Raw genomic sequence first — 13,398 nt, 5'->3', positions numbered from 1 at the left:
TGCGGCGGAGCGGCGTCCGAAAAGGATTGCCCCCCGACGGTACGATGCACAGCGGGTAGCGAAGGCTGCCGTCACGGTGACGGGCAGGCCCACGGACGCTCTGGGCTCCCGACAAACAGGTGAGCCGAACACATCCGGGGGAAACCATGTTCGAGCGGCTGGGCAGATTCGTCGTGGGCAAGGCGTGGTGGGTCATCGGCGGCTGGGTGCTCGCGGCCGCCGCCATCATCCTCACCACGCCGTCGCTGAGCGACATCACCTCCGCCGACCAGGAGAGCTTCCTGCCCCGCTCCTACGAGTCCGTGCAGGCCACGGAGCTGGGGCAGAAGGCGTTCCCGCAGCAGGCCACCGCCACGGCCACCATCGTGGTCAAGCGCGCCGACGGGCAGAAACTCACCCCAGCCGACGAAGCGAAAGTGGGTCAGCTCGCCCAGTCGCTCAAGGCCAGGAACATCCCCCGGACGTCCGGCTACCTGACCGGCCCGCCGGCCGTGGCGCCGGACAGGTCCGTGCAGGTGATCAACGTCGGGCTCGACGCCACCACCCCCGACGACCCGGCGCTGCTCGACGCCGTACGCGACCTGCGGGCCGCCATCGGCCCCGACCTGGCCGGCAGCGGGCTGACCGCCGGCGTGGCCGGCGACGTGGCGAGCTTCGTCGACAACGAGGACACCTTCAACAGCGCCTTCGCCGTGGTCGGCGTCGCGACGATCATCCTGATCATCGGACTGATCTTGATCATCTTCCGCAGCCCCATCGCCGCGCTGCTGCCCGTCGTGGTCGTCAGCGCGGTCCTGACCATCACGACCGGCCTCGTTGCCGCCGCAGGCAAGGCGTTCGACCTGAACGTCAGCCAGGACCTGCAGACGATCCTGCTGATCGTGCTGTTCGGCATCGGCACCGACTACATCCTGTTCCTGCTCTTCCGCTACCGCGAACGGCTGCGCGCCGGCGACGACAAGCGCACCGCGATGATCGTCTCCGTCCAGCGGGTCGGCGAGGTCATCACCTCGGCCGCCGGAGCCGTCATCGTCGCGTTCCTCGTGCTGCTCCTCGCGTCCCTGGGCTTCTTCGGCTCGCTCGGCCCGGCGCTCGCCATCGCCGTCGCCGTCATGCTGATCACCTCGCTCACCCTCATCCCGGCCGTCGTCTCACTGCTCGGCCGGTACGTCTTCTGGCCGTCCAAGGCCTGGCAGCGCACCCCCAAGGCCACCCTGTCGCGGCGGCTCGGCACCGCCGTCGGCCGCCGCCCCGCGCTCGTCGCGGCGGCATCCGGCGCCCTGCTGGTGGCGCTCGCCGCGGGGGTGCTCGGCTACAAGGCCGACTACGACTTCAGCGCCGGCTTCCCGCAGGACACCGAGTCGGCGAAGGCCGCCAAGGACCTGCAGCGCGGGTTCGCCGCCGGCGCCCTCGCGCCCACCGAGGTCTACCTGACCACCGGCAGCGGGACGCCCCTGACCGAGCAGCAGGTCACCGACTTCGCGGCGGCCGCCGCGAAGGCCCCGGGAGTGGGCCAGGCGCAGCCGCCGGAGCGGAGCACCGACCCGAGCGTGGCCCGGGTCAACCTGCTGCTGAACGAGAACCCGGTCTCCAACGAGGCGATCACGCTCGTCCGCGACGACCTGCGAGGCGCCCTGCACGAGGCAGCCCCGCCTGGCACCAAGGCGCTGGTCGGCGGGACCACGGCGATCTTCGCGGACATCAACTCGGCGAACAACCGCGACCTGTCGGTCATCCTGCCGGTGGCGGCGGCGCTGATCGCGCTCATCCTCGCGCTGCTGCTGCGGAGCCTCGTCGCGCCCATCTACCTGGTGATCGCGGTGCTGCTCAACTTCGCGGCGACCCTGGGCGCGACGGTCTACGTGTTCCAGGGCTTGCAGGGCAACCCCGGCGTGACCTTCCAGTTGCCGATCATCCTCTACCTGTTCGTGGTGGCGATCGGGACGGACTACAACATCCTGATGATCGCGCGGCTGCGGGAAGAAGCTCGGGAAGGGAACGAGCCGCATGAGGCGGCGGCCATCGGGGTCGAGCATGCCGGGCCGACCGTGGCCGCGGCCGGGTTGATCCTTGCCGGGACCTTCGGGGTGCTGATGCTGGCGCCGATCTCGTTCCTGCAGCAGATGGGGTTCGCGGTGGCGATCGGGATCGTGTTGTCGGCGTTCGTCATGTCGATGTTCTTCGTGCCGGCGTTGACAGCGCTGATCGGGCACAAGGCGTGGTGGCCGGGGCATGGGGACGAGAGACCGACCAGGGGACGGCACGCCGCGCCGGAACCCGCGGCCACGGCGGAGGCGTAGCGGTCGGCTCGGGCGGCGCAGGACCGGCCGTACGGGTTCCCATCGAGCCGACGCCGGTACGCCGGTGAGGCGCAACCCGGACCGGCGTGCGGGCGTCTCAAGGAGGTGGAGAAAGCGACCATGCATCGGCGTCGGGTACTGCCATGGATCACCGTCGCGGCCCTGCTCGGCGGCTGTGGGTCCGCCGGGAACAGCCCGGCCGTCGACCCGCTCGACGGGCTGCGCCAGCAGGCAGGCGGCGCCTTGGACCGGTACGACCAGGCGGTTCGCGCTGCGGGAGGCGCGCCCTTCGTTCCGGTGGGGGAGCTGACCCGCCAACTCGGCGACTGGGAGCCGGCGAACGGGTCCTACAAGGAGACCCTGTCCGCCGGGCGCGTCGAGGCCGCCACGGCGCTGCCCGCGGCGCCGGAGCGGGTCGGCGCCATCGTATGGGCCAACGGCACCCGCCAGGACGTGCCGTTGATCTCGGCGGACGGGGCGGTGGCGCAGCTGCGCGCCGCGGGGACGGGCGACTGTTCCGGCTGCGCGCCGCTCAAGCTCACCGGGGCTCGCCTGAGCACGATGACGGTCCCGACCACCCGCGGCCTGGCGGCCGCCCCGGCGTGGGAGTACACCCTCGCTGGAACGGCCGTGCGGCTGGCGCGGGTGGCGGTGGATTCGTCGGCCATCGTCCGGGTGACCCCGCCGCCCTGGGACGCGGATCACCCACACGAGGGGCTGGCGATCGAGTCAGCGACCATCACGACCGCGAGCAGCGAACTGACCGTCACCTTCACCGGCGCGCCCGGCCCCAGCAGCAGGCCCTGCGGGGTCGACTACAGCGCCGAAGCGGTCGAGTCGGACCTGGCGGTCGTCGTGATCGTCATCGAGTACCGGCACGCCAAGGACGAGGCATGCCTGGCCATCGGAGCGCCGCGCAGCGCCACCCTCGAGCTGTCGCGACCATTGGGGGAGCGGGCGGTCCTGGAGGTGACGCAGGGCCTGCCGGTGGAGCTGACCATCACTGGCTGACCGTCATGCTGTCCCGGCCCGGCGCCGGAACGGCCCCGCCCAGCGGCGACCTCGTTCACGGGCTGGCCGCCGGCGGGTGCCGCTACCGCCCCGGGATAAACGAAATCCGGGCGGGCGCGGGCCGCCATAGATCTTGACTGATGGTGAGACGGCGACGACGCTGTGTGTAGCTGCGGCAGCCGGGGGTGACCTACCCCGACGCCTCGACTGCGCGGCCTTCTGGATCGCCTCGCCGGAAGGACTCTCATGAGGAGTACAGGAAGATCCAACCGCCCGCGCCGATTCCTGGCCCTGATCGCCCTACCGCTGGCGCTCGCCGTCAGCACACCCGGCCTCGCCAGTCCGAGCACGGACACCGCCGTGGCCCCCGACCGGTCGTCGACCGGTGAACAGAACGGCGTCGGCCTGATGCGCATCGTCGTCGCCGACAAGTCGGGCATCGACCGCCTCAACCACCTCGGCGTCGACCTCGCCGAGTACGTCAAGCCCGTCGACAACGGCATCGAGGTGCACGCCATCCTCAGCCCGCAGGAGAGCCAGGCGCTGCGGGACAAGGGCTTCGACGTCCAGGACGCCATCTCCGACCAGAGCGACTACGCGCAGAACATGGCCGAACGGTCCGCCGCCATCCGGGCCGCGACGGCCACGACCGCCACCACCGACACCCTGACCGTGCTACGGGCCGAATGGTTCTCCAGCCTCGACAACCAGCTCTTCCTCAACGTCGAGGTGAAGTCGAGCGCCGGCACCGACTCGACGACGGTGCTGACGGCCAGCTGGGACAGCGGACCCGGCACGGAGATCGGCTCCGGCGGCACCGCCACCATGTCCCGGTTCACCGACGCCGGCCAGTACATGTACCACCGCTTCAGCAACCCGGTCCCCATCACCGCCAAACCGGCCAGGGCCACCATCACCAGCAACAAGGGCGGCTCGGCCACCGTCGACGTCGCGAAGTGGCTGGGCAACCCGCGCAAGAACCCCGGCAAACACCCGTACGTGTCGGACTTCGTCGACCACTACATGGACCCGACCGAGGTCACCGCGCGGTTCACCGGCCTGGCCGCGGAGTTCCCGGGGCTGACCGAGCTGATCGACCTGCCGTACAAGACGAACGGCTACCGGCGCAACGCGCAGGCCCAGTTCGGCACCGCCGCGGCCAGCACCCTCTACGTCACCTCCACGGCGTACGGCTCCGAGGGCGGCAACGACATCACCATGTCGCTGGTCAACCCGGGCACGGCGAACGCCCCGCTGAGCGTGAGCGTGTCCGGCAAGGCCGTCACGGTGCGCCTCGCCACCGACGGCTCCGGCGCCATCACCAGCACGGCGGCGCAGGTCGTCGCCGCGATCAACGGCAACCCCGACGCGGCCAAGCTGCTCACCGCCAGCACGTACCGGGGCAACACCGGCACGGGCGTGGTCGCCGCCGCTCCGGTGACGGGGCTGACCGACAACCTGAAGGCGCCGGCGAGCGTGTCCCGCGAACCGTTCCAGATGAAGGTGCTGCGCATCGGCAAGCACCGCGACGGCTCGAAAGTCGGCGTCTTCCTCTACTGCCAGGAGCACGCCCGGGAATGGGTGACCCCGCTGGTCTGCGTGGAGTCCGCCGAACGGCTGCTGCGCAACTACGCCAAGGACCCGAACACCCGCAAGATCGTCGACGGCCTGGACATCTTCATCCTGCCGGTCGTCAACCCCGACGGGGCGCACTACAGCATGTACGACTACAACATGCAGCGGCGGAACATGACCAACTACTGCCCGGCGTCCAACGCGGACCCGGGCCGCCGCAACGCCTGGGGCGTCGACGTCAACCGGAACTTCTCGGTCGGCTCCGTCTTCGACGGCTACGTCGGCGCGTCCGCGACCAACTGCACCAGCGACACCTTCGCCGGGCCGAACGAGCTGTCCGAGCCGGAAGCGCGCAACGAGGTCTGGCTGGTCGACCACTTCCCGAACATCAAGCTGTCGATGAACACCCACTCCTACGGCGGGTACTTCATGTGGCCGCCGGGGGCGTACAAGGCCGAGGGGCGCGAGGTGCTGCCGCGGGTGGACCAGGGCACCGAGGCGTACTTCTGGACCTCCTCGGACTACATCCTCTCCCGCGTCCAGGAATACCGGGGCACGGCGATCTGGCCGGGCCGCACCGGGCCGGTGACCGACGTGCTGTACTCGGCGGCCGGCAACAGCGCCGACGAGCACTGGTACAACCGGGGCATCATCGGCTGGGACTTCGAGGTCGGCGCGGACATCTACAACCCGGCGACCGGGCGGTTCAACGCGGTCGGCTTCCAGCCGCCGTTCGCCGAGGGACACGAGGAGGCGATGGAGTTCGCCAACGGCAACATCGCGATTCTCGAGGTGGCCCGGGCGTACGCGACGGACAAGGTCCAGCCGAAGACTCAGCTGGAGATCGTCAAGCGGGAGCCGGGGGCTACGGCCTTTACGTTCAGCACCAGTGAGCCGGCGAACGTGTACTACACGCTTGATGGGAGCCGACCGACGTACAGCTCGCCGAAGCTGGCGCTGGCTGGGATGCGCGAGGGGATCCAGAGCATCACGGTGAACAGCGACACGACGGTGAACTGGTTCTCGATCGACATCGCCGGGAATGTGGAGGGCAACTACAAGCCGGACGGTGCGGGCAAGAACTACAACAAGCAGGCGGTAGCCGTCCAATAGCCAATGCACCGCTTGAACTGGTGGCCGCCGACCTCCCGGTCGGCGGCCACGCGGCCACCAGCATGTGGAAGTCCGGCCCGCACTGCGTGGCTGATGTCGCGTAGTGAAAGTGCGGATCGGTCTGCCGACTCGGAGGACGTCCGTTGGGCCGCGCCCACCTCGCTGGTGCTTCATGCCGGGCGCGACTGCCCAGAGTGCGCATGGCCAAGGACACCTTCGGCGAGATGCCTACGTAGAGCTAGGTAAGCAGCGACGCACGGTAAGCAAGGTGGCCCCAGGCGATTCCGTGTTCCGCCGCCATTCGCACCGTGCCTACCTGCCGGCCTGTGGCTGTATCGAACACTTCAAGATACTCGCCGATCCAGATGCCCCCTGCGTCGAAGAGGACGTTGTGGTTGGGGCAGAGACAGAGGATGTTGTTGAAAGAATCGGGACCGTTGTGAGGGCGGCCCAGGGGACGGACGTACACAGCCTCAGCGTAGGGGCCGGCTGGAGTTTCCAGTCTAATGTCGCAGATCTGGCAGCGGTATTCATAGAGCCGCTTGACCTCGAGCGCGAGTGCGGAACTGCGCACCAGACGCTGGATCACCGCAGGGATACGGGGTGCCGTGCCGGTCTCTTCTCTGGCCGGTGGTCGGTCGACGTTGTCGAGGCTGACGAGTCGAAATCTCCAGATGCGGAAGCCGTCTTTGCCATCGGCGCGCCAGTGATCGACTACTCGGAAGAGTCCGTCATAGCGGAAGCCGGTTGATGGCGAGAAGGATGGGTCCCCGCCGGCAGCCCCGGATGACACGTACGGGGTTGCCCTCGAGCTGGTCGCGGGCTAGGTGTGCTGTCCAGGCAGGTTGGTCGAGGTTGTGTGACGACCTGATCTAGATCCTGGACGGGTGAAGGCCTCCGGTTGTGGAGTGGAGCTGTCTAGGAACCGCTCCGGCAACAGGAGGCCTTCGTGCTCCACCGTAATGCTGCTTTGACTCCACGCGCGCGTCTGCGGCTGGCGCGTTTGATCATCGAGGAACGCTGGCCGGTCGCGCGGGCCGCCGAACGCTATGACGTGTCCTGGCGCACGGCGAAACGATGGGCCCAGCGTTACGCCGAGCAGGGCGAGGCGGGGATGCAGGACCGCTCGTCACGCCCGCATCACAGCCCGGCCCGGACACCACGGCCGGTGGTCCGCAAGATTGTGCATCTGCGGTGGAGACAGCGGCTGGGTCCAGTGCAGATCGGCGGGCGGCTCGGTATCCCGGCCTCGACCGTGCATGCGGTGCTGACCCGCTGCCGGCTCAGCCGGCTCAGCCATCTCGACCGGATCACCGGCGAACCCGTCCGGCGTTACGAACACGACCGGCCCGGGGCGATGCTGCACGTCGACGTCACCAAGTACGGCAGCATTCCTGACGGCGGCGGCTGGCGCTACGTCGGCCGGGTCCAAGGCCGCCGCAACCGTGAGGCCACGGCCGGACGCACCGGAGCCCGCAGCAAAACCTACGAACCACAGATCGGTACTGCGTTCGTGCATACCGTCATCGACGACCACTCCCGCGTCGCCTACGCCGAGATCCGCGATGACGAGAAAGCCGCGACCGCGATCGACGTGCTGCGCAACGCCGTCGCCTGGTTCGCCGCCCGGGGCATCACCGTCGAACGCGTGCTGTCGGACAACGGCTCGGCCTACAAATCCTTCGCCTGGCGTGATGCCTGCACCGAGCTCGGCATCCGGCCGAAGAAGACCCGCCCCTACCGGCCCCAGACCAACGGAAAAGTCGAGCGCTTCCACCGCACCCTGACCGACGGCTGGGCCATCGCCCGCTTCTACAACAGCGAACAAGCCCGCAGGAAAGCCCTACCGGCCTTCCTGCATCATTACAATTACCACCGGCCTCACTCAGCCATCGGCGGCCTACCACCCATCACCAGGTTGACCAACGTCCCTGGACAGCACAGCTAGGCCGGCGTTGCCGAGGGTGAGTTCCTGGTGAGCGACTTGCCGCTTGGTGGAGGGATCGTTGCCTCCTTGACCTGTGTACACGATCTCATCGCCGTAGTCTTCATCGTCGACGTAGCCCCCTGACACCACGATGGACTCTGCGCCGTCCTTGCCGCCGCAGATCCCACCCTGAAGCGGTCGGTGAACCTTTGAGGCGGCCATGTGTGCTCGGCTGGAAACGTCGACCCAACGGGATAGCCTGAGATCTCTCCGTATGTCCGCCCACTCATGCCGGCACCGTAAACCATTTGGCCATTAAGATCGATAGGCGGCAGGGACGCATCGCCTCTATGTATTCATCGGCTCGCCGTTGAACACCTCTCGCAGGTGGCAGGAGGCGTGGTCGGCTGCCGGGACAGGCGTGCCCGGACGTGGCCGCAGCATCCGGCCATGCAGGTCGTACACACTGCGTCCGACGCTCGTTCGCGCCGTGAAGGCGGCCGATACGTGAATGCGGAGATTTGCATCGAGGCCGAGCGCCAGTCCGGTCAACGCGACGATGCTCGCCTCGGCCGCCGGCGACGGGTCCACCCTCAACCCCTGCACCTTGGCAGCCAAGCACCTGCCGTCGCGCCGGTGGTGGGGACGGTGCGTGTGTAGCTTGATGGTCCGAATCGCATCCTCGGCGAAAGCCTGCCCGAACTCCTCGCGTAGGGTTGCGTAACCGGCTACTTCTCCCTGGGCAGTTTGCCTACGACACCGGCCGCGACGAGCGGATCGGCTCGCTGCAGACCCAAGGCGTGCCTGATTCTTCGGGAGGATGAGGCACTCCTCCGGGCTCTGATCGAGGAGTTCCAGTTGCAGCCATGGTCGGATGTCGCCGCCCGGCACCGCGACCCTCAAGCCGCGGCTGGGATCGTCTTCGACGGAGCGAACATTAGTAAGCCCCTACGCCCCCGGAGCTTGTCGGGGCCAGTCCTCTGTCGCATCCCTGACAGACGCGCCTTGCATCGATGCTGAGCTCAGCCGTCGATGTCCCGGGTGCGCGAACGGTGAGAAGTGACCAGGAGTTTGCCCGCCAGGGCGGCTCACCAGCGCATACACGTCTTCTTGCGGCAAGTGCTTGCCCTGCAGCAATATCAACTTTGAAGGTCATTGACACCGCAACAAAGCCAGATCACACCGGCCGAACGGGTGAATACTCGGGGGTCCCGCTGGTAGGACACCTGGCTGTAGTGTCCGGGGACACCTTGTGGGGAGGTGAGGTCAATGCTTGCTGGGCTGGAAGTACCGCCCGCGGTCGAAGCGGGACGCGTGATCACTGCCGTGCTGGCTGGCCTGCACAGCGGCAGCCATAGCGGCGTAGTGTTCGACTCGCCTCCCAGGGCCGGCAAGTCGACCCAAGTGGTGCGGGTCGCCGTCGAGATGGCTGCCGCAGGCGAGCCGCTGATCATCATCGGGCAGACCGGCGAGCACGTCAACGACCTGATCGACCGCCTGGCGCAGAAGGCGTCCGACCCGGGCACCGGCCGGTTCTCCGCCGCCGTCTACACGCCGTCCGAGCGGGTCAAGGGCCACGAGACGGTCCGGTTCGGCGCCAACGTCGCCGACCTCGGCGGTCCGGCGGTCATCATCGGTACGGCCGCCAAGCGCGCTTGTTTTCCGGCGCCTGCTTTGGACGCTGCAAAGGAACGCGCGAAGCGGCGGATGTTCGGAATAAAACATTCCGTTGCGAGATGGGCATAGCGCCAATGTTGGAAGACAAGATCCGCGAACTCCTCGAAGCGTGGGCGGGAATGTCTACCTGGGAGATCGCCGACGTTGTGTCTGGAAAGATGGGTCGACGGGTCGGGGTCGACGAAGTAGCTGAGACGCTTTACGGCCGTCCGGACCTCTTCCAGGCGGTTGGCGCTGGGACGCCCCGATGGTCAATCCGTCGCGGCATTCCGAAGCCACGATCTGGCGGAGCCAATCGGTCCGATGGCACGACGGTCTCATCTACGGCATGTCCTCTCTGTGGTTCTGCGATGACGGAGCGAATGGTTACCCGGGGCCGAAGAGCGGGCCAGAAATTTCTAGGCTGCACGCGGTTCCCCCAATGTCGCGGCTCGCTCTCCCTCGCCGGCGCCGAAGGTAACCAATCGGCGCCCGCCTCTATGCGAGTCGTGCCCCCTAAGGATGGCATCGACAGGGCGCCTAAGATTTCCGCGACTGCCGGCCGTGGCAAAAAAATGCAAGTCGGTGACCTCGTTGTATCCACCGACAATGACCTGGGACCTGGCAAGGCCATTGGGAAAGAGGCCAACGACGCCATCGTTGTTCAGTACTTTGACCACCCAGGGGAGACGCCTCCGCAGCGTCACCGAGAAGTCGTGTCACGTGCGAGCCTGAAGCGATTGGTGATCAACAACGAGACGAGGGTGTTCTGGAAGAGCGATGGGGTTTGGAGGTCGGGTCGGGTTCTATATAGCACCGAGCAGCGAGACATCTACGTCAAAGGGCACGAGTGGGAGGGATTCGTTCCGGAGAAGGAACTTTTCGTTCGCTGGATGCGACCGCTGAGGGATCCCGTCGGCTTCGGATGCGCCGGGCTTCTAGAATCGCCTATGCTGGCTGATCGTAGGCGTCCCTTTCTGCAAGCGCTTCTCCGTCAGCGCGCAGCGGCCCATGGCATGACCGGCGTCCTTTCTAGCTCCGTTGAATTGCACTCTCACCAGGTAGAGATTGTGCGCCGAGTTCTCGAAGATCCCGTCCAGCGCTACCTCCTGGCAGACGAGGTGGGGTTGGGGAAGACGATTGAGGCGGGCATGGTTATTCGCCAGATGCTCCTTGACCAGCCCGCGCTGAGAGTTCAGTTCGTCCTTCCGCCATTTCTTCTTGACCAATGGGTTCGCGAACTCGAAGGCAAATTCCACATACAAAGCTTTCGGCGGGCCGATCTCCGTTTCGCAAGAGATGACCGGCCAGCGGAATGGCAGCCGGCGGACCTCCTCGTAGTCGATGAGGCTCATAACCTGGCGCGTCTTAGTGCCAGTCGGAGCCGCGAACTCGCGTCTCGCTTCGAGCGTCTTCGCGAGGTGGCGTTAAGTAGTCCGCGAGTGCTGTTGCTCTCTGCGACGCCTGTCTTGCACAACGAAGAAATTCTCCTCGCGATGCTCAAACTCCTCGACCCGAACGTATACGGAGACAGCAGTGTCGAGGCGCTTCGAGTGCGCGTGGAGGCGAGGTCGAGCCTCGGTCGGATTCTTCTTGGCTTGCATGCCGGACTGCCGGCCGTCCTGCTGCGAAACCGATTAGCCGAACTCGGCACTCTTTTTTCACAGGACAGGGACCTAACGGACATCCTTGTGGAGGCCGGTAAGCGGTTGGAGGGCGGGGATCGAGAAGGGCTCGGCCAAGCGCTTCGAAGTATTCGGGTTCACGTGTCGGAGGTCTATCGCCTGCACCGGCGAATGTTGCGCACTAGACGGACCCAGGCGCTATCGACAACCTACCGCGTCACCGGACGTCGCCCGCCCACCTTAAGCCCTCGGAACTCGGAAATGGCGGCACGCATAGACCTGCTCCTCGATAGCTGGCGGCAGGAACTACTGGCTGCGGCCGAGGCCGCGGGCTCACTTGACGAGGCGGCACATTCCCTTGCTGCTGCTTGCGAGCTCGCGTCTGATCCGGATGGTCTACGTGAGTGGGCAGTGGGCCGAGCGAGAGGTGCGATTACGGCCACCGAGCGGGAAGCACTGGAGCGTTTGGCACGCGGTGTCACGAGGATTAGCCGTAGGGAGGAGATCGCGCGTCCTATCGCCGATGCGCTGTCGTACGAGTTGGCCGAGAGCGAGCGGATGGTCGTCTTTTGCCCGACCACCGGTCTCGCTCGCGACCTAGCTGCTGAGCTGCGCGACTTGCTCGGTGATCGTCTCATCGTTACTCACCTGTCGGGCGAGGAGGCGTCCGATGTGGAGGAGGCAGTCCTCGATTTTGAACGGGCGGAAGGAAGTGCACGGCTGCTGGTCTGTGACGCCTCCGCAGAGGAGGGGCGGAACTTTCAATTCGCGGACGTCTTAGTTCACCTCGGCCTTCCTTCCGACGCCAACCGGCTCGAACAGCGGATCGGCCGGTTCGACCGATGGTCGCACGTGGCGCCCGGTCCGCTCTGGCGTTCGCTCATCATTGGAGATCCGGAGAGCTCACGAAGCCTGCCGGACGCTTGGAGGCGCATCCTTGCTGGAGGGTTTGAGATCTTCGACCGGTCAGTAGCGAGTTTGCAGCATGCAGTGGATGCCGCATCCGCCATTGCTTGGCAAGCGTTGCTTCTCCATGGGTGGGATGGCGTTGCAGATGCGCAGGCTCGAGTCAGGCAAGCGCTACAACAAGAGGTGGAGAGGATTCGTGAACAGGACGCCCTCGACGCCATTGAAGCCGTCCAGGATGAACGATCCGTGTTCGAGAAACTCGCACAAGTAGAGCGGGACGAAGAGCAGTTCGCAGGGGCGGCGGACGAGTTGCTGGCAGACCGAGGGGAACCGGGTAACCTTCGCTTTCAAAAGGTGGGCAACGCCCGGGAGGCGAGCGGTACGTATCGCGTTCGGGGCCAGGACCGCGCTGGGAAGCCACTCTTCCCCCTTCTTCCGACGTGGCGTATCCTTCGCGACTTTGTCCCCATTGAAGGGCATACGGGCACGTTCCGTCGCTCAGTCGCCGTGCGTACGCCCGCCCTGCAGATCTATCGACAAGGTGCGCCGCTGATCGATGCCGTAGCCGACTTCCTGTGGCACGACGATCGCGGGCGTAGTTACGGCATGTGGCGGTGGCTACCGGGATGGGATCGCCCAGAGCGGCCCGCGTACCGCTTCGACTACCACATTGAGGCCGCACCAGAGTTTGGGAGAGTGGCCTCCGAACATGCCACCGGAAAACTTGATGCCAGAGCGGTACAGCGACGGGCGGACGCTCTGTTCCCGCCCGTGATCGTCTCCCTTTGGCTCGATGAGCGCGGGCAGCTAATTACGGATTGCGACTTCCTGGCAGCTCTGGAGAGGCCCTACCGGAAGCCGCAAGGACCCAACGATCCGCATGGCGGCGACTTCAGTCTTAACAAGAATAGGATCGCCTGGGCGTATGACTTCATCCCAGAGCAACGGTGGCCGGGAGCGTGGCGGGAGGCGCAGGCCGAAGCGGAGCAGTTGGTGCGTAGTCATCCTGCAGTGATGGACGCGGTGGCCAAAGGAACGGCACAGGCCGGCCCGATGCTCGAGGGACGCATCCGGCAGATTCGGCTTCGGGCGCTCCGCGTACCAGACGAAGAGCGCGCGGTCCTGGAACACGAGGTCGCTCTCGAGGAGGCCATCGCTGAGGTCATACACGAGGCGATAAGGCAGCCGCAGTTGCGGCTTGACTCGACCGGCTTCGTTCTCGTGTCGGGTGCTGTGCCCAGCGATGCGGTGGAACTTTGAGCGGGCAACAGTTGACGGCGGT

8 protein-coding genes and 1 pseudogene are annotated in these 13,398 nt (G+C 66.5%); 6 read left to right on the top strand and 3 right to left on the bottom strand.

Annotated features, from left to right (window positions below; all coding sequences use genetic code 11):
* Positions 1 to 146: 146 nt before the first annotated feature.
* From RMN56_RS06110 to RMN56_RS06100, 3 genes are all read left to right on the top strand, one after another.
* Positions 147 to 2,300: an MMPL family transporter gene (locus RMN56_RS06110; protein ID WP_313722859.1), complete on the top strand. Its 2,154-nt coding sequence runs from the start codon at positions 147 to 149 to the stop codon at positions 2,298 to 2,300.
* Positions 2,301 to 2,420: 120 nt separating this feature from the next.
* The gene (locus tag RMN56_RS06105) at positions 2,421 to 3,311 is read left to right on the top strand and encodes a hypothetical protein (RefSeq protein WP_313722858.1); all 891 of its coding nucleotides are present in this window, start codon (positions 2,421 to 2,423) and stop codon (positions 3,309 to 3,311) included.
* 246 nt (positions 3,312 to 3,557) lie between these two features.
* Positions 3,558 to 5,999: a M14 family zinc carboxypeptidase gene (locus tag RMN56_RS06100; protein WP_313722857.1), complete on the top strand. Its 2,442-nt coding sequence runs from the start codon at positions 3,558 to 3,560 to the stop codon at positions 5,997 to 5,999.
* Between the two features lie 238 nt (positions 6,000 to 6,237).
* Here RMN56_RS06100 and RMN56_RS06095 read toward each other — a convergent pair whose 3' ends face one another.
* The gene (locus tag RMN56_RS06095) at positions 6,238 to 6,792 is read right to left on the bottom strand and encodes a YDG/SRA domain-containing protein (RefSeq protein ID WP_313722856.1); all 555 of its coding nucleotides are present in this window, start codon (positions 6,790 to 6,792) and stop codon (positions 6,238 to 6,240) included.
* 156 nt (positions 6,793 to 6,948) lie between these two features.
* On the opposite strand from RMN56_RS06095, the gene RMN56_RS06090 reads away from it, so the two are divergent.
* Positions 6,949 to 7,947, top strand: a complete 999-nt coding sequence (locus RMN56_RS06090) for an IS481 family transposase (RefSeq protein ID WP_313722855.1) — start codon at positions 6,949 to 6,951, stop codon at positions 7,945 to 7,947.
* On the opposite strand, the gene RMN56_RS06085 is transcribed toward RMN56_RS06090, so the two are convergent.
* Together RMN56_RS06085 and RMN56_RS06080 are read right to left on the bottom strand one after the other, a co-directional pair.
* Entirely contained in the window at positions 7,900 to 8,148 is a 249-nt protein-coding gene (locus RMN56_RS06085; protein WP_313722854.1) for a YDG/SRA domain-containing protein, read from the bottom strand. The genes RMN56_RS06090 and RMN56_RS06085 overlap by 48 nt on opposite strands.
* 126 nt (positions 8,149 to 8,274) lie before the next feature.
* Positions 8,275 to 8,466 (bottom strand): annotated as a pseudogene (locus RMN56_RS06080) (phosphorothioated DNA-binding restriction endonuclease); the annotation flags it as partial.
* Positions 8,467 to 9,195: 729 nt separating this feature from the next.
* Between RMN56_RS06080 and RMN56_RS06075 the strand changes: the two are divergent.
* Together RMN56_RS06075 and dpdE are read left to right on the top strand one after the other, a co-directional pair.
* Positions 9,196 to 9,672: a hypothetical protein gene (locus tag RMN56_RS06075; RefSeq protein WP_313722852.1), complete on the top strand. Its 477-nt coding sequence runs from the start codon at positions 9,196 to 9,198 to the stop codon at positions 9,670 to 9,672.
* Positions 9,663 to 13,376 (top strand): protein DpdE, encoded by a 3,714-nt coding sequence (dpdE, locus tag RMN56_RS06070; protein WP_313722851.1) that lies wholly within the window; start codon positions 9,663 to 9,665, stop codon positions 13,374 to 13,376. Before RMN56_RS06075 ends, dpdE begins: the two co-directional genes overlap by 10 nt.
* The last annotated feature ends 22 nt before the right edge of the window (positions 13,377 to 13,398 follow it).

The sequence above is a fragment of the Micromonospora halotolerans genome (assembly GCF_032108445.1).
Lineage (GTDB): Bacteria > Actinomycetota > Actinomycetes > Mycobacteriales > Micromonosporaceae > Micromonospora > Micromonospora halotolerans.
Note: the sequence above shows the minus strand (reverse complement) of the source record. Positions and strands in the feature narration are given on the sequence as shown.